This is a genomic window from Listeria costaricensis (assembly GCF_900183385.1).
Lineage (GTDB): Bacteria > Bacillota > Bacilli > Lactobacillales > Listeriaceae > Listeria > Listeria costaricensis.
The window spans coordinates 186,337-202,582 of sequence record NZ_FXUT01000007.1 but is presented as its reverse complement, the minus strand read 5'-3'; the positions used below and the strand labels follow the sequence as shown (position 1 = coordinate 202,582).

Sequence of the window (16,246 nt, the reverse complement as noted above, 5' to 3'; positions counted from 1 at the left end):
TATAATGAAAGTAGTTATTTTGATAATGAGGAGGCAAATAAATGGGATCATGGGGAATCAAGGCGCTGGAAAGTGATGTGGGGCTGGATTTGATCGACTGGATAGAAGATGTTCTTGATGAGAACGATACGCTATTCGATGCAGAAAGGATCGTGCAGCGGTTAAATGAAGGCGAAGAAGAGGATTTATTTGGTTTTGAGATAGAGGACTTTTTGTATGATAACAATTTAATCGGGCTGGTCGAGCTGATCATCCAAAAGGCGGCTGGAGAGGAAATCACAGTAAGTGACCCAATCGATCAATTGGACGGTTACTTGCTTCGAGCGGATTTTCGCGGGAAACTCGAGAACCGGCTGTTAGAAATCGACGAGACGCATGAATGGCTGGAGCTTTTTGAAGGGGCGAATCGTGAAAAAGCAAAAGCCTACCTGACAGAGCTTGCGGAAAAGCTTGCCAAGGTGCCAGTCAGTCCTGCGCTTACCTAGAGACTTGCCTTGCGCAGGTCTTTTTTCTTAAACAAATCTTTCTAATTTTGTCCAATAGATTTCTTTTTTCGCAGCTGGGGATTATGCTATAATGAAATAAGTGAACATTTCTGCTTTGGCAAGGTGTTCCGAAATTATTGGCAAATAACTGGGCTTGCCTTGATCAGGAGGCGAAAGAATGAATTTTACAGATATGACATTTTTACAATACCTCGCGAATATAGTGGATATTCTAGTCGTGTGGTTCGTCATTTATAAATTAATTATGCTGATTCGCGGAACAAAGGCCGTGCAGCTCTTAAAAGGTATTTTTATCATTATTGTTGTAAAAGTAGCAAGTGGTTTTCTAGGGCTTGAGACGGTCGAATGGGTGACCGATCAAATGCTTACCTGGGGCTTTCTTGCTATCATTATTATTTTTCAGCCGGAGCTTAGGCGGGCGCTTGAAACATTGGGGCGCGGGAATATTTTTATTCGTACGGGTTCCCGGATTGAAAGAGAACAGCGGAATTTAATCGAATCTATTGAAAAATCAACTGAATATATGGCTAAACGGCGGATTGGCGCACTGATCTCTGTTGCACGTGATACAGGGATGGAAGATTACATTGAAACGGGTATCCCGCTGAATGCCCATATTTCATCGCAGCTTCTCATCAATATTTTTATTCCGAATACGCCGCTTCATGATGGTGCGGTGATTATTAAAGGAAATGAGATTGCATCTGCGGCAAGTTATCTGCCGCTATCAGATAGCCCGTTCCTATCGAAAGAACTGGGGACGAGGCACAGGGCGGCGCTTGGAATCAGTGAAGTTACTGACAGCATCACGATCGTGGTCTCAGAAGAAACAGGCGGCATCTCTATCACAAAAGGCGGCGAGCTGTTCCGTGATGTTTCCAAAGATCGGCTGCATGAAATTCTTGAACAGGAACTAATCACTGTGTTTCAAAAGAAAGCACCTTTCTTTGTTAGATGGAGAGGGGGCAAAAAGAAATGATGGATCTTTTTTTAAACAACAAATGGTCGATTCGGATTATCGCGCTGATTTTGGCGGCAATTCTATTTATTTCCGTGCATGCGGATAATAACGGTTCGACACAAATTCAAACTTCTTCTCAAACAGACACAGAAGTCATTCAAAATGTGCCTGTTGAGGTCTATTATGATAAAGAGAATCTATATGTTTCAGGAGTTCCAGAAACGGTAACCGTCACGATTACAGGACCAAGAAGCATCGTTCAAAATGCCAAAGCACAGCAGGATTTCACCGTCTATGTGGATCTCAGAAATGCTTCTATCGGCGAACAAAATGTCAAGCTTCAAATCAAGGACCTTTCAGATCGCGTCAAGGCAACGATTTCGCCTGATACGGCCACCGTTAATGTGCAGGAAAAAGTCACGAAGAAATTTTCCGTCGATGTCGAGCTGGGGCAATCTGTCGTAGCAGCAGGTTACGAAGCAGGGACGCCGGAAGTCAGTCCGAAAAAAGTGTCGATTACAGGTGCGAAAGATACAATTGATCAAATCGCCTATGTGAAAGCCACCATTGATGACAGCGGTGGACATAAAGAAGACTTTACCGCAGAGGCTGAAATCGTGGCCTTTGATAGCAAGCTGAATAAACTGGATGTTGAGATTGATCCGCAGAAAGTAGAAGTGACTGTGCCGGTGAATAAAGTAGGCAAATCCGTGCCGCTTACAATCAAGCAGACCGGTTCACCGCCAGATGATTTATCAATTTCAAGTATTACGCCGGACCGTGATGAGGTTGTCGTAATCGGTGATGACGAAGTACTGGATAAGATCAATAAGATTGAGCTTTCCGTCGATGTATCGAATATTACCGCTGATACCGTGAAAGAAATAACGATCCCTGTTCCTGAGGGAGCCACATCTGTGCAGCCGTCTACCGTGGAGGTCAAGATTAAGACTGCAAAAAAGTCCAGTAACGACTCGAGTGACAGTCAGTCCTCCACTACCGATTCAACAACCGATCAAGGGTCGAATACGAATGACACGTCAGATGATAGTACAAATACGGATATCAGTAAAACCTTTTCAGATGTATCCATTGCCGAAACAGGTCTAAAAGATGATTTGACGGCTACACTTACATCTCCATCTAATGGAAAAGTGAGTGTGACTGTAAAGGGCCCTTCCAGCACGGTAAATGGGCTCAGTAGTTCTTCGTTTAAAGTGATAGCAGACTTATCAAAAGCGACAGAAGGCGAAAACTATAGTGCAAAGCTCGCCATCAATAATTTGCCGAGTGATGTCAGCTATACGCTCAGTCAGACAACCGCCAAGTATACAATTACAAAGAAATCGGCGACCGATACGTAATCAGGATGCGGCAAAAGCGACCTTTTTGGCCTCCGCTTTTGCCGTAAGATGATTTTTTTACAAGGACAGGGTATAATAAAACGTATATGTGGAAAACAATCAGATTTTTACATAGTCAAAATGGAGCTATGCAAGGATGAATCCAATGTTTGACACAGAAGGAGAGAATTAATAATGGGAAAATATTTTGGAACTGACGGTGTTCGCGGTGTGGCAAATGCAGAATTGACACCAGAACTCGCTTTTCGACTTGGACGCATGGGCGGGTATGTCTTGACGCGTCATGTTGGGGAACATCCGCGTGTACTAGTAGCACGTGATACACGGATTTCAGGCGAAATGCTCGAATCAGCACTGATTGCTGGTTTAGTGTCAGTTGGAATCGAAGTAATGCGTTTAGGTGTGATTTCAACACCAGGGGTTGCCTACTTAACGCGTGCACAAGGAGCATCTGCCAGTGTCATGATTTCAGCTTCACATAATCCGGTAGCTGATAATGGCATTAAATTTTTCGGCGCAGATGGTTTCAAACTTTCAGACGATCAGGAACTCGAAATTGAAGAACTACTGGATAAAGATACAGACGAATTGCCTCGGCCAAGTGCGGACGGTCTGGGTACGATTAATGACTATTTTGAAGGCAAACAGAAATATATGCAGTTTTTGAAACAAACGATCGAGCAGGATTTCAGCGGCTACCATGTGGCGCTAGACTGTGCGAACGGAGCCACTGCATCGCTAGCTACCCATTTGTTTGCGGATCTCGAAGCGGATATCAGTTCCATGGGGACATCACCAAACGGCTTAAATATCAATGATGGCGTAGGTTCGACTCATCCGGAAGCATTGGCTAAATTCGTTCTTGAGAAAAACGCAGATGTTGGCTTAGCCTTTGATGGCGACGGCGACCGTGTGATTGCTGTGGATGAACTAGGACGCATTGTGGACGGCGATAAAATCATGTTCATTTGTGCTAAACACTTGAAAGAGCAAGGCTTGCTGAATCATAATACAATCGTTTCAACGGTCATGAGTAATCTTGGTTTCTATAAAGGCTTGCAGGAGCTTGACATTGAAGATGTTCAAACGGCTGTTGGGGACCGCTATGTCGTTGAAGCCATGCGGGAAGGTCATTATAATCTCGGCGGCGAGCAGTCAGGCCATATTATCTTCCTAGATCACAACACAACCGGTGATGGTCTTTTGTCAGGAATCCAGCTGATTAACGTGATGAAAGCAACTGGTAAAAAATTGTCTGAGCTGGCAAATGAAATGCAGACTTATCCACAAAAACTTGTGAACATTCGCGTGACAGACAAAAATGCAGTAGAAGAAAATCCACTTGTCAGTGAAATTATTCAAGAGGTCGAAAAAGAAATGGCTGGCAATGGTCGCGTGCTTGTTCGCCCATCTGGAACTGAGCCGCTTGTTCGCGTGATGGTGGAAGCTGATACGCGTGAAAAAACAGATGATTTCTGTGAGCGAATCGCAAAAGTTGTCCAAGCAGAAATGGGCTTGTAATAGTCCTTCAAGACGTTTTCAAAAAATCTGAGCAAAACGCCGCCAAGCCTTTTGTTCAGATTTTTTTATGGGAGGAGCAGGATGAAACCAAAACGCGAACATTTGCTGATCGTAATAGGCTTGCTTTTCTTTTTGGCAGGTCTAGGGCTGATTTTTAAGACGCAGTCCATCCAACTAACGGAAACGAAAAAAACGGCACGTGAGAGTGTTCTCCAAGATGTTGATACGGCTTCACTGGAGCAGTTTCTTCAGAAAAAGCAGACGGGGTTTGTCTATATTGGCCGCCCTAGCTGTCCATACTGCCAAGATTTTCAGAAAAAGTTGAAACAGTCCCTCACAAACAATCAACAAAAGGCGTACTATTACAATACAGATCAGGCGCGTGAAAATGGGGAAGATTTTGTTGCCATGGATGAATCTTTGAGTGTCAAAGTGGTTCCAACGTTATTATTTATTTCAAACGGTCATTTAACAGCTCGCTATAAAGGCGACATTGATAATCAGCAAGCCATTCAGAAGTGGCTGGCCCATCAAGCCTTATAATAAAAACAGAAAGGGGCAAAAATATGCCTGAAAAATTTCGGAAAATTGTAGCCGCATTGATGGTTACAACAGGTATCATTCAATTATATAGTTTTTTAAGCGCCGTTTACGGTTACTTTTACAGTGATGCGGAATACAGTTTTGTATGGAATTATTGGGTGATCGGCGGATTAGCCATTCTTCTAATCGTTATGGGAGTTCTACTTTTGCGTCAGGCGAAATGGCGAGTGTTTAGCCTGCTTGCCCTGCTGCTCTTCCTAGGTTATCAAGGATTTTCCGTCGGCTACTATCAGATTCGGCCACTAGTCGAGGGGCAAATTCCTGAAGGGTATCCATTTGATTTCAGCGGTGCCAGTATATTTTTACTTGCACTCATTCTATTCGTATTACTTCTATTTGGCAAAAAATTCCCTTCCAAAGCTGCTGCAGAAGATGAAAAATGGAAAACAAAATGGCGCCTTGCCAGTGGCTTATTCGCACTGATTGGTGCGGGTTGTGCCATTGCGGTCGGTGTTCTGATCATCCTTCATTTTAAACAATCAGGAGATGACATTTACTTTATTACGAATGAATTCGATGCGGTGATTGCTTTTTCAGCCGCCGTGTTCTTACTAGCTGCTGTCGTCTTTTCCTTCAAGCGGACGTTTTACCTGTTGGCTGGCATCACGCTGGCTTTTAGCTTCCTCTATTTAAATAACTATTACTGGTCGGAGCAAATCGTCCGTTTTACCAAGGAGATCGCTCAATCCGTTAGTGTAAAAGAATTTCAATTGTTCGGCTTGCAGTTGATCATTGGCGTTTCAGCCTTTATTTCCGGACTGTTCCAGCTGATCAGCCACTCAACAAAGGAAAAATAAAAGACGCTTGGAAAAACAGATTATTGTTTTTCCAGCGTCTTTATTTTTTCTTACGGAACAAAAGATAGACTGCAGCGAGAATCAAAAGAATACCAATGATGATCGGCCAAATAGAAAAGGTATCGCCGGTCGTCGGCAACTGTCCATTTGTATCTGCAGCCATCACATCCATTCTAGTTTGTTGGATCAAGATGGCAAAGGAGGTAAATACGAAAATAACTGCCCATAATTTTCGACGGTGCATAAGATTCTTCCTTTCTTCTATACTTATAGGTTCTATTATTCCGAAAAAATCATTTTTTGTCAATGTATAGACCAATTTTGATAAAAGTGAAGAAAGATAGTGCTTGACCAACTAGACAGATTATTGTAGAATGAATTTGTTTCCTTGAAAAAATAAAAGGAGGATCGGGACAATTTCATAAAAGCGCCAGAACTAGTTTGTATGGGTGACAAGCGGTCGTGAAATCCGGCCAGGCGTCAAACTAGTTGACGAGGAGGAGATTAATCGAAATTTCGGCGGGAGTCTCCCGGCTGTCCATGCAGTCGTTACGCCTTAGCGACAAACCATTCGGGTGACCGGATGAACAGAACGGTAAGGATCATGGTGTAAGCACCTCCAAGGAAACGAAAATTTTGGAGGGGAATTTAGACGGGATAAGTCTGCCCTCCGCTACTATTGGAGGCTATTTTTATGTGTGGAATTGTAGGATATATTGGGAAAAATAATGCGAAAGACGTGTTGCTTTCGGGACTTGAAAAATTAGAATATCGCGGCTATGACTCGGCAGGAATTGCACTTTTACATGAGGATCAACTAGTGGTTATAAAGGAGAAGGGGCGCATTCAGGATTTGAAAGCGGCCGTTCCAGCAGGGGCATTTGGCGAGCTGGGCATTGGGCATACAAGATGGGCGACTCATGGTAAACCAAGCTGCAGGAATGCGCATCCGCACCAAAGTGCATCTGGTCGTTTTACACTTGTTCATAATGGTGTCATCGAAAATTATTCGCTGCTCAAACAGGACTATCTGGCAGATGCTGACTTCAAAAGTGACACAGATACAGAAGTGATCGTTCAACTGATTGAAAAATTTGCGGAAAACGGCCAGTCGACAAAAGAAGCGCTTCGCCAAGTACTGCAGCTTCTGCATGGTTCATATGCGATTTGCCTGATTGACCGGAACGAACCAGATACGCTTTATGCAGCTAAAAATAAAAGCCCACTCTTGATTGGAGAAGGCAAAGGTTTCCATGTGATCGCCAGTGATGCGATGGCTGCGCTGAAAGAAACCGACCAATTTATCGAGATCATGGATGAAGAAATGGTAATCTTGACAAGTGACAGCTTAGAAATTGAACATTTGGATGGGGAAGTGATCGAGCGGTCGGCCTATACGGCAACAATCGACGCTTCTGACATCGAAAAAGGCACGTACCCGCATTATATGCTAAAAGAGATCGATGAGCAGCCAGCTGTAATGCGCCGCCTAATCCAAGCTTACCAAGATCCAGATGGGGAGATTATAGTCGACGAAGCAATCCTAAACGAAGTCCTTGCAGCCGACCGCATCTACATTGTGGCTTGCGGCACCAGCTACCATGCAGGCCTTGTCGGAAAAAGCTTACTTGAAAAACTAGCACACATCCCAGTCGAGGTGCACGTTTCCAGTGAGATCGGCTACAATATGCCGCTTCTTTCTAAGAAACCACTCTTTATTTTCATTACGCAAAGTGGCGAAACGGCTGATTCTCGCCAAGTACTCGTGAAGGTGAAAGAAATGGGCTATCGGACGCTTACGTTAACCAATGTTCCGGGTTCTACGCTTGACCGGGAAGCAGACCATGCGATGTATCTGCATGCCGGCCCGGAAATTGCAGTAGCATCCACGAAAGCCTATACTGCTCAGGTAGCCGTTTTGAGTATCCTAGCAGTAGCAGCCGGTCGAAAAGAAGCCATTTCTGAAGCAATCAATTTTGATTTAGTGCAGGAACTTGGCATTGTAGCGACTGCCATGGAAAGTCTTGTTGCCAGCAAAGAAATCATCGAGCATATTGCTGGTGAATATTTGGGGACAACGCGGAACGCTTTCTTCCTTGGCCGTAGCGTTGACTATTATGTAGCACTAGAAGCTGCTTTAAAACTAAAAGAAATTTCCTATATTCAGGCAGAAGGTTTTGCAAGTGGTGAGCTGAAACACGGTACCATCGCCCTTATTGAAGAAGGCACACCCGTTATTGCGATTGCAACACAGCCAAATGTTAATTGGAATATCCGCGGGAATGTCAATGAAGTACTCGCACGCGGAGCAGAAACTTGCGTCATTTCGATGGAAGGCGTTGATCAGCCAGGAGACCGCCTAGTCGTACCGCAAGTGCATGAACATTTGACCCCACTCGCAAGTGTGATTCCATGTCAGCTGCTTGCGTACTATGCCGCGCTGCACCGTGATTGTGACGTAGACAAACCGCGTAATCTAGCGAAAAGTGTGACAGTGGAGTAAAACAAAAATCGTGTGAAGACCAACAAAAAAGGTTTCTTCACACGATTTTTTAATTATTTTTTGTTCATTTTCTCTCGAAGTCCTACAAAAATAAAGCGAAAACCCGTGACAAAATCAATGGTTGCCATGGCGATAATGACATAAGCAAACACGCCCCAGCCATTTTCATCAACTTGAATGACTGCAAAATACACGAAGACAATGCCCAGGATGATATAAAGCAGTCCCTGTAAAAGCGCACTGTTCTTTTTTTTCATTTGTTACCTCCAAAATCCAATATTGATCAGCATGACGATCGTGTTCATCAAAACGTGCGCACCCATTGAAACAGTGATCCGTTTTGTTTTTGTATAAAGGAAACAAAGAATCAGTCCAAGTACAAAGTAAGTCAGCAGATAATAAATATCCCCATGTAAAATGGCAAAAACGAAAGAACTGATAACGGCTGCTACATGGATGTTAATGATATTTGAAAGTCCGCCATAAATAACTTTTCGAAAAATCAACTCTTCCAAAATAGGTCCTAAAATACTAATAAACACAAGGAAAATTGGCGCCTGCTTCGTTAATGCGACAAGTTCTGCCGTATTCTCTGAACCTCCCGGGACACCAATTAGTAAGGCGATAATGAAGAAGCAGACATACTGGGCAACAAAAAGCGCCAGCATCCCGCCAAGACTGAATAAGACGCTCTTACCCGGGCTTGTTTTTTCACCCAGTGCAATTTTATTCATTTCAGGCTGCTTGCGTAGAATCAACCAAATAATTAGAAGCGTAATCAGATTGGCAATAATATTCCATAACACGACTGCCAGACTTGAGCTTTCTGTTTTTGTCATTCCGCCAACCGATTGAAGTACTGCTTGAACAAGCGGAATGCCGATGCTTCCTGAAAAAAGCATCATAAAGTAGACAATGACAATAGTTGTATAACGTTTTGCCAAAAAATCGCTTCCTTTCTCTACCTGAGAATCCATTAAACCCTCAAGCTGCACACTGAAAAAGTGGTGGCCATTTCAGCATGCCATTCTTTACCACAGATTTTTAAACCCCATCTGTAAATACTTTCTTATTGTACTAAAAAAAGCTATCAATAGGCAAATTTGACTTGAATTTTCAGGAAAAATTGCTTTTTAGCAAGCAAAAAAAATCCGTTTTTCTCGAACGTTTCTGCTTGCAATTTTAACCAATTTTGACTATCATAAGAATTGTGTTAGCACTCCAAGCGTTCGAGTGCTAAAAATAACTTAACAACTATTTAGAGGAGGTTATTTACATTGTTAAAACCATTAGGAGATCGAGTTGTGATTGAAGTAGTAGAGGCAGAGGAAAAAACAGCAAGCGGTATTGTATTGCCGGATTCTGCCAAAGAAAAGCCGCAAGAAGGTAAAATTGTAGCTGTAGGTTCTGGCCGCGTACTTGACAGTGGCGCGAAAGAAGCACTTGAGGTAGCGGTAGGCGACCATATCATTTTCTCCAAATATTCGGGAACTGAAGTAACCTTTGAAGGCAAAGACTATCTGATTTTGCGTGAGAGCGACATTCTAGCCGTTATTGCGTAACATTTTAACCAAAATAATCATCAATAAATGGAGGTAACGAAACTCATGGCAAAAGATATTAAATTTAGTGAAGACGCACGCCGCGCAATGCTTCGTGGTGTTGATCAATTAGCAGACGCAGTAAAAGTAACGCTTGGACCAAAAGGACGCAACGTTGTCCTTGAAAAAAAATTCGGTTCACCGCTTATCACAAATGACGGTGTGACAATTGCAAAAGAAATCGAACTAGAAGATCCTTTTGAAAATATGGGGGCAAAACTTGTTTCAGAAGTGGCGTCCAAAACGAATGATGTAGCCGGGGACGGAACTACAACAGCGACTGTTTTGGCACAAGCAATGATCAGAGAAGGCCTTAAAAATGTGACAGCTGGTGCAAATCCGGTCGGCATTCGTCGCGGTATCGAAAGTGCTGTAGCGACGGCGATTGAAGAGTTGAAAGCCATCTCGAAACCAATTGAAGGCAAAGAGTCCATTGCCCAAGTAGCGGCAATTTCTTCTGGAGATGAAGAAGTCGGCAAACTGATTGCTGAAGCGATGGAACGCGTTGGCAATGATGGTGTTATCACAATTGAAGAATCAAAAGGTTTTGCAACAGAGCTTGATGTTGTAGAAGGTATGCAATTCGACCGCGGCTATACAAGCCCATATATGGTAACAGATTCTGACAAAATGGAAGCTGTCCTTGAAAAACCATACATTTTGATTACAGATAAGAAAATCACTAACATCCAAGAAATCCTGCCAGTTTTGGAACAAGTTGTCCAACAAGGCCGTCCACTATTGATCATTGCAGAAGATGTTGAAGGAGAAGCTCAAGCAACACTTGTACTCAACAAACTGCGTGGTACGTTCAATGTGGTAGCAGTCAAAGCACCAGGCTTTGGTGACCGTCGTAAAGCAATGCTGGAAGACATCAGCATTTTGACAGGTGCACAAGTGATTACAGAAGACTTGGGACTAGAACTCAAAACAGCTTCGATCGATCAATTAGGTACAGCTAATAAAGTTGTCGTTACAAAAGACGACACAACAATTGTGGAAGGTGCAGGCGACTCCGATCAAATCGCTGCTCGTGTCAACCAAATCCGCGCACAAATGGAAGAAACAACTTCTGATTTCGATAAAGAAAAACTACAAGAACGTTTGGCAAAACTAGCTGGTGGCGTAGCAGTCATCAAAGTGGGTGCCGCAACTGAAACTGAATTGAAAGAACGCAAACTGCGCATTGAAGACGCTTTGAACTCTACGCGTGCAGCAGTAGAAGAAGGCATCGTATCCGGTGGTGGTACAGCGCTTGTGAATGTCTACAATAAAGTAGCAGAACTTGAAGCTACAGGCGACGAAGCAACTGGTATCAAAATTGTCCTTCGTTCTCTTGAAGAACCAGTTCGTCAAATTGCCCACAATGCAGGCCTTGAAGGTTCCGTTATCGTAGAACGCTTGAAAAATGAAAAAGTCGGCGTTGGCTTCAATGCAGCAAACGGCGAATGGGTAAACATGATTGATGCTGGTATCGTAGACCCAACAAAAGTCACACGTTCAGCTCTTCAAAATGCATCTTCTGTGGCAGCACTACTTCTAACAACAGAAGCAGTTGTAGCAGACAAACCAGACGAAAACGGCCCAGCTGCCCCTGATATGGGTGGCATGGGCGGAATGGGCGGCATGATGTAAAGTTGCCCTGCTGAATGGCTTTAAATAGCCGTTTATCGTTTATGGATAAAAAAGAACTTTTATCCACATAATTTTAAATGAAGCGGTCTCTGAAAATTTCTTGTATTTTTTCAGAGACCGCTTTTTTTAATTGGTTTCAAAATGGCGTAGAAAATAATCGCTCTGAGGAATTGTTTTTGTCTAAAGAGCCACCTCTGCAATATTTGCATAGGTGGCTCTTTTTTTGATGTATTTTAAAATAGAAAAGTCTCTGCTATCTTTCAGAGGCTTCTTTTTTAGGTCAAATTAAGTGTGAAAACGCTTTATTAACTGGAAGGATACCTAAAGCCAGTTCAGTTATTATATGCTGAACTGGCTTAATTTTTCTCCTGAAAATGCAAGTAATATCACTAATATTCTTAGCTAAAAAGAGCGATTAGTACAAGTCTCAAGCGGATTGCTTTCCACCTATACAAAAATCCTGTATCTTTAAGAAGAATCTTACAAAAAGGGGTAAAAATTTGTGCGATTAAAAAGAAAAATCGGCTGTCTTTTGCTTTTACTCGGGATGTTTTTGCTTGTACCGCTGCAACAGGTGTCCGCCCATGCCACACTCCTCAGCATGACACCGGAAGACGGCAGTGGGTTGGCAGAATTTCCCGACACCGTTCAGCTGACATTTAGCGAAGCCGTTGAACCAGATTTTCCAACCATTATGGTGAAAAATTCTGTCGGGGAGCGGGTCGATGATGGGCAGACGAAAATGGGGAGAGATCCTCGGACAATCTCTGTAAAATTGAAAAGTAATTTTGCGGATGCAGCAGATGTCTACTCGGTTTCATGGCGGATTGTTTCGGCGGATGGGCATCCAGTTTCAGGAACGAATGCTTTTAAAGTCGGTGATGCCAAGCAGTCGCTTCCTGAAAGCAGCATTGTAAAGCAGCCAATTAGTGTGAATCTGGCTAGTTCAATCGGCAAATTTATGCTGTATAGTGGGTTCGTTATGGCTGCTGGCTGGCTTTTACTACTTGTGATGAGGCAAAGAATCAAAACGCCACTCGACCAATTTGCGGAGCGTTCGACGCGTTGGCTGTTTGTTGCCATGAGTCTGCTTTTGCTTGGCGAAATACTTTCAATATGGGTCCATACAGCGATTATTCTCGATCTGCCGCTAAAATCAGCTTTGCTTCCAAATAAAATGGGTTCGGTGATAATAGAGACAACAACGGGGCATTTATGGCTGATGAGTTTGCTGGGAATAAGTGGCTTTTGGCTGGTGGGCTGGTTCTGGCTCAAATACGGAAAGCCTCGACTAAATGGCGCGCTTTTTCTCATGATGGCTTGTTTGTTTTTTGTGATGCTGCTAAAGGCGATGAGTGGACATGCCAAGGCGGCTAGTGACCCAGTGATCGCGATAACCGCAGACTTTCTGCATATTGTAGCGGCAAGTGTTTGGATTGGGGGCATTTTAGCACTGCTTTATTTTACACGTAAGGCAGGAAAAGTTTACTGGAGCAGGTTCAGCTATGTGGCAATGGGGGCTGTTGCGCTGCTGTTGATGACGGGCTTGCTACTTGGTGTGTTGAATCTGGGCGAGATGAAAAACTTGTTCACGACGAGCTATGGATATGTTTTGCTGCTCAAATTGGGACTTATTATTTGCATGGGGCTTTTAGGATTATTTCATTATCTATATATCCAGCAGAAGCAAAAACCGTTGCCGATTAAGACGATTGTACTTGAAAATATCATTGGCCTGCTCATATTACTGACAGCCGCTTTCTTGACGAATCAGCCGCTTCCACCGCCAAAAGCTCCGGAGCCCTTTCAAGAAACACTTGCCACTGAACAAAATGAAGGCTTTGTTCAGCTGAAAGTGACACCCAGAATCGTAGGGGAGAATCAGTTTATGGTGACATTTACAGACGCAGAACAACAGCCGCTGAGCAATTTTGAAAAAGTAACGATTCATTTTGAGCGGCAGGATGACAAAGCGGATGTGGTGATGGAAAAGTCTTCCGAGGGGGCTTATACAGCAAGCGGTCTCTATTTCAATCAAAAAGGAACTTGGCGGCTTACGGTGAAAGGTCTTACGAAAGATTACACAACGATCGAGCAAACTTTTGATGTCAAAGTGGAATAAAGGGGGAAATGATGAAAGCAATTACGATTTTTTTAAGCGCCATACTGATGGTGTGCGCTATTCCAGAAGCTGTCTCTGCACACGTGACCGTAAAGCCAGAACGCTCGGCAGCTGGTTCCTATGAAACTTATACGATGAAGGTGCCAGTTGAAAAAGACAGCAATACGACGAAAATTGTTTTGAAAATACCAGAAGGCGCAACGTATGAATCCGTTGAACCGGTTCTTGGCTTTCAGGCGACTTTTGATTCAGCAAAGAATGTGCTAAGATGGGAAGCAACAGAAGCCGGCTTAGGGGCTGGCGAATTTCAGCAGTTTTCATTTATTGTAAAAAATCCTGATCAAGCAGGAGAAATGGCTTGGGACGCTTATCAGTACTATGCGGATGGGGAGCTAGTGGAATGGAACGGCGCTGCGGATAGTGACTCGCCGCATGCTTTGACGGAAATTGAAAAAAATGCCACAAGCCAAGTGGTTTCAGAGCACGGCAGCACAACGAATGTCAGACAAGAAGACACAAGTAGTGAGTGGATGATTCTTTCCATGGCTCTTGCTGTGCTGAGTTTGATTTTATCACTTATAACCTGCGTGCTTGTCTGGAGATTGAAAAAGGGAGGAAATAAAAAATGAAGCAAACGAGTGGGGATAAAGTGTGGGCGATTGTTGCCTATGCGAGTTATTTCTTTTTGCCAATTATAGTGCCGCTGTTCATTTGGCTGCTTGGACCGAATGAATATGTTAAACAGCATGGGCGGAGTGCTTTTTTGATTAGCTTGGTGCCATCCATTATTAATATTGTCTTTATTGGTGTTCTGGCAATCTATGGACTGGGAGTTGCAGATGATCAGGGGCTGGCAGTACTTGCCATATTTGGCGTTGCCGCAATTCTAATCTTGAATCTGGTTTTGTTTATCTGGATCATCGTCCGCATTGTCAAAGTAGCAACGAATCGAATTTAACAACTGAGGTGGGAAAATGAAGCGACAGATTGAGCATGTAGCCATCGGAATGCCAAAAGAAATGGCGTTTGGAGAAGGAAAATCTATGATGACAGGAATCGAGAAACGAGCAGTGGAAGAAGCTTATCTGACACAGGATGGCTTTCTAAATGATCAGCCTTATAATAAGAAATATCATGGTGGCCCAGATCGAGCAGTGTGTTTGTATCCGCTCGAGCATTATGCATTTTTTGAGCAAATTTTTCAAAAAAAACTACCGAAGAGCGCTTTTGGAGAAAATTTGATCGTTTCTGGTATGCTGGAAAAAGATGTGGCGATTGGCGATATTTTTCAGGCAGGTCAAGCCGTTTTTCAAGTTACCGAAGCACGCAATCCGTGTAGTACAATTGCAAAATATCATCACATGCCAGAGCTCTATAAGAAAGTAACGGAAACCAGTTTTACAGGTTACCTAGCTCGAACCATACAAGAAGGAGAGATTCATCGCGGAGATCAAGTGACGCTACTTGAAAAGGGCAAGGATCCAGACGTAACCGTTGCCTATTGCCATGAAATGATTCTCCACGGGAAAGGCCGGAAGCAGGAGTTGTCACGAATACTGGCAGTAGAGGAGCTCTCTGTTAGATATCGACTCCACGTAGAGAAAAAATTAACCCGATACTTATAAGAAACAGCCACTAAGCGGACCAGAGCCGCCCCCCTTTAGGGAGCAGCTCAGGGCTTCCAGCTAGTGGCTGTTTTTCTTTTATTTGGTTTCTTTTTGCTTTTTCATTTGTAAAAATTGCTCGATGATTTCAATTTCCTGATTATTTAATTCAGGAACGTCCTCAATAGCCTTTGTGATTTTGGCAATTTTTTCAGAGCTTTGCATCGTTTTAGGTTTGGCAGAAAAGTAACTCATCAGTGTACTTGTCACCATCCCGATGAAGCCAATCCCAAATAGCATCATGATGGAAGCTAGAATACGACCGATCGGCGTGACTGGAACAATATCTCCGTAGCCGACAGTTGTGGCTGTTACGATGGCCCACCAAAGTGCATCAGGATAGTCTTTAATGGAGGGCTCAAGAAAAACCATTGGAACAGGGATAATAATGACAAGTAGAACAAAAATCAGCAAGAAACGATTTAAGCCGTTTGTTCGTAAAAATGTGAAAAGCGGGATAACATAACGTTTTCCCATCGCCGTGAGCTGCAGAATGCGAAAAAAACTGACGATTCGAGCTGCACGAAAACCGCTGTAAAAAGGGATTGCTGCAATAAGTTCAAAGGGATGCGTTTTGACAAAATGCCATTTTCGCTCAGAACGTTTCAGACGAACCAGATAATCAAGCAGAAAAACCAGCCAAATAAGCCAATTCAATATGTTGGTATAGATGTTATGATAGGGTAAAAGTGCAATGGAGAGTAAGACAAGCCCAAGCATAAAAATTTCGTAGATTAAGCGTTTTTTTTCTCTAGTCATCAGACAGGATCCCTTCTTTTTTTTATGCTTTTATTGTAGCATATTCGGCTGGTGACAGAAAAGTTCCATTAAAGAAAGGTGTATTTCATTTGAAATCACATGTAAAAATAATAATATTAATTGTGTTTTTACTAAAAAACAAAAAGAAAATGACGTTAAATACAAATGTTCACAAAATCGTAACATTTTCAAATTAAATAGTATTAAAAT

Annotated in this window: 17 protein-coding genes; 13 read left to right on the top strand and 4 right to left on the bottom strand. The window is 43.0% G+C overall.

Annotation, left to right across the window (positions count from 1 at the left end):
* Positions 1-41 precede the first annotated feature (41 nt).
* The 6 genes from CS921_RS07145 (at position 42) to CS921_RS07120 (ending at position 5,752) form a co-directional block, all read left to right on the top strand.
* Positions 42-485, top strand: coding sequence for a hypothetical protein (locus tag CS921_RS07145; protein WP_099222432.1), 444 nt, complete (start codon positions 42-44; stop codon positions 483-485).
* 178 nt (positions 486-663) lie between these two features.
* Entirely contained in the window at positions 664-1,485 is an 822-nt protein-coding gene (gene cdaA, locus CS921_RS07140; protein ID WP_099222430.1) for a diadenylate cyclase CdaA, read from the top strand.
* Positions 1,482-2,831 (top strand): CdaR family protein, encoded by a 1,350-nt coding sequence (locus CS921_RS07135; protein WP_099222428.1) that lies wholly within the window; start codon positions 1,482-1,484, stop codon positions 2,829-2,831. The genes cdaA and CS921_RS07135 overlap by 4 nt, the downstream gene beginning before the upstream one ends.
* 174 nt (positions 2,832-3,005) lie before the next feature.
* Positions 3,006-4,352 carry a phosphoglucosamine mutase gene (glmM, locus tag CS921_RS07130; protein ID WP_099222426.1) on the top strand — a complete coding sequence of 449 codons (1,347 nt, stop codon included), beginning with the start codon at positions 3,006-3,008 and terminating at the stop codon, positions 4,350-4,352.
* Between the two features lie 81 nt (positions 4,353-4,433).
* The gene (locus CS921_RS07125; protein ID WP_099222424.1) at positions 4,434-4,895 is read left to right on the top strand and encodes a DUF6568 family protein; all 462 of its coding nucleotides are present in this window, start codon (positions 4,434-4,436) and stop codon (positions 4,893-4,895) included.
* Positions 4,896-4,918: 23 nt separating this feature from the next.
* The gene (locus CS921_RS07120) at positions 4,919-5,752 is read left to right on the top strand and encodes a hypothetical protein (protein ID WP_099222422.1); all 834 of its coding nucleotides are present in this window, start codon (positions 4,919-4,921) and stop codon (positions 5,750-5,752) included.
* Positions 5,753-5,792: 40 nt separating this feature from the next.
* On the opposite strand, the gene CS921_RS07115 is transcribed toward CS921_RS07120, so the two are convergent.
* Complete coding sequence (locus tag CS921_RS07115; protein ID WP_099222420.1) at positions 5,793-5,996, bottom strand: LPXTG cell wall anchor domain-containing protein; 204 nt, start codon at positions 5,994-5,996, stop codon at positions 5,793-5,795.
* A 450-nt stretch (positions 5,997-6,446) separates the two neighbouring features.
* Here CS921_RS07115 and glmS point away from each other — a divergent pair, with 450 nt between their 5' ends.
* Positions 6,447-8,255 carry a glutamine--fructose-6-phosphate transaminase (isomerizing) gene (glmS, locus tag CS921_RS07110; RefSeq protein ID WP_099222418.1) on the top strand — a complete coding sequence of 603 codons (1,809 nt, stop codon included), beginning with the start codon at positions 6,447-6,449 and terminating at the stop codon, positions 8,253-8,255.
* Between the two features lie 53 nt (positions 8,256-8,308).
* On the opposite strand, the gene CS921_RS07105 is transcribed toward glmS, so the two are convergent.
* Both CS921_RS07105 and CS921_RS07100 read right to left on the bottom strand, forming a co-directional pair.
* Positions 8,309-8,512 (bottom strand): YdiK family protein, encoded by a 204-nt coding sequence (locus CS921_RS07105; RefSeq protein WP_099222416.1) that lies wholly within the window; start codon positions 8,510-8,512, stop codon positions 8,309-8,311.
* Between the two features lie 3 nt (positions 8,513-8,515).
* The gene (locus tag CS921_RS07100; RefSeq protein WP_099222480.1) at positions 8,516-9,199 is read right to left on the bottom strand and encodes a CPBP family intramembrane glutamic endopeptidase; all 684 of its coding nucleotides are present in this window, start codon (positions 9,197-9,199) and stop codon (positions 8,516-8,518) included.
* 333 nt (positions 9,200-9,532) lie between these two features.
* Between CS921_RS07100 and groES the strand changes: the two genes are divergently transcribed.
* From groES to CS921_RS07070, 6 genes are all read left to right on the top strand, one after another.
* On the top strand, positions 9,533-9,817 hold the full coding sequence (groES, locus tag CS921_RS07095) for a co-chaperone GroES (protein WP_099222414.1): 285 nt from the start codon (positions 9,533-9,535) through the stop codon (positions 9,815-9,817).
* Between the two features lie 45 nt (positions 9,818-9,862).
* Entirely contained in the window at positions 9,863-11,491 is a 1,629-nt protein-coding gene (gene groL, locus CS921_RS07090; RefSeq protein ID WP_099222412.1) for a chaperonin GroEL, read from the top strand.
* Positions 11,492-11,993: 502 nt separating this feature from the next.
* Complete coding sequence (locus tag CS921_RS07085; protein ID WP_099222410.1) at positions 11,994-13,613, top strand: copper resistance CopC/CopD family protein; 1,620 nt, start codon at positions 11,994-11,996, stop codon at positions 13,611-13,613.
* 11 nt (positions 13,614-13,624) lie between these two features.
* On the top strand, positions 13,625-14,242 hold the full coding sequence (locus CS921_RS07080; RefSeq protein WP_240422319.1) for a YcnI family copper-binding membrane protein: 618 nt from the start codon (positions 13,625-13,627) through the stop codon (positions 14,240-14,242).
* Positions 14,239-14,571, top strand: coding sequence for a magnetosome magnetite crystal formation protein family (locus CS921_RS07075; RefSeq protein ID WP_099222406.1), 333 nt, complete (start codon positions 14,239-14,241; stop codon positions 14,569-14,571). Before CS921_RS07080 ends, CS921_RS07075 begins: the two co-directional genes overlap by 4 nt.
* A 16-nt stretch (positions 14,572-14,587) precedes the next feature.
* The gene (locus CS921_RS07070; RefSeq protein WP_099222404.1) at positions 14,588-15,238 is read left to right on the top strand and encodes an MOSC domain-containing protein; all 651 of its coding nucleotides are present in this window, start codon (positions 14,588-14,590) and stop codon (positions 15,236-15,238) included.
* Positions 15,239-15,316: 78 nt separating this feature from the next.
* On the opposite strand, the gene CS921_RS07065 is transcribed toward CS921_RS07070, so the two are convergent.
* The gene (locus tag CS921_RS07065) at positions 15,317-16,036 is read right to left on the bottom strand and encodes a potassium channel family protein (protein WP_099222402.1); all 720 of its coding nucleotides are present in this window, start codon (positions 16,034-16,036) and stop codon (positions 15,317-15,319) included.
* Positions 16,037-16,246: the final 210 nt, after the last annotated feature.

Bases quoted from the DNA above. Each gene is read 5' to 3' on its own strand.
- CS921_RS07080 (WP_240422319.1), top strand. From the start codon at position 13,625: ATGAAAGCAATTACGATTTTTTTAAGCGCCATACTGATGGTGTGCGCT.
- CS921_RS07145 (WP_099222432.1), top strand. From the start codon at position 42: ATGGGATCATGGGGAATCAAGGCGCTGGAAAGTGATGTGGGGCTGGAT.
- glmM (WP_099222426.1), top strand. From the start codon at position 3,006: ATGGGAAAATATTTTGGAACTGACGGTGTTCGCGGTGTGGCAAATGCA.
- groL (WP_099222412.1), top strand. From the start codon at position 9,863: ATGGCAAAAGATATTAAATTTAGTGAAGACGCACGCCGCGCAATGCTT.
- CS921_RS07075 (WP_099222406.1), top strand. From the start codon at position 14,239: ATGAAGCAAACGAGTGGGGATAAAGTGTGGGCGATTGTTGCCTATGCG.
- CS921_RS07135 (WP_099222428.1), top strand. From the start codon at position 1,482: ATGATGGATCTTTTTTTAAACAACAAATGGTCGATTCGGATTATCGCG.
- glmS (WP_099222418.1), top strand. From the start codon at position 6,447: ATGTGTGGAATTGTAGGATATATTGGGAAAAATAATGCGAAAGACGTG.
- CS921_RS07105 (WP_099222416.1), bottom strand. From the start codon at position 8,512: ATGAAAAAAAAGAACAGTGCGCTTTTACAGGGACTGCTTTATATCATC.
- CS921_RS07115 (WP_099222420.1), bottom strand. From the start codon at position 5,996: ATGCACCGTCGAAAATTATGGGCAGTTATTTTCGTATTTACCTCCTTT.
- CS921_RS07125 (WP_099222424.1), top strand. From the start codon at position 4,434: ATGAAACCAAAACGCGAACATTTGCTGATCGTAATAGGCTTGCTTTTC.
- CS921_RS07065 (WP_099222402.1), bottom strand. From the start codon at position 16,036: ATGACTAGAGAAAAAAAACGCTTAATCTACGAAATTTTTATGCTTGGG.
- CS921_RS07070 (WP_099222404.1), top strand. From the start codon at position 14,588: ATGAAGCGACAGATTGAGCATGTAGCCATCGGAATGCCAAAAGAAATG.
- cdaA (WP_099222430.1), top strand. From the start codon at position 664: ATGAATTTTACAGATATGACATTTTTACAATACCTCGCGAATATAGTG.
- CS921_RS07120 (WP_099222422.1), top strand. From the start codon at position 4,919: ATGCCTGAAAAATTTCGGAAAATTGTAGCCGCATTGATGGTTACAACA.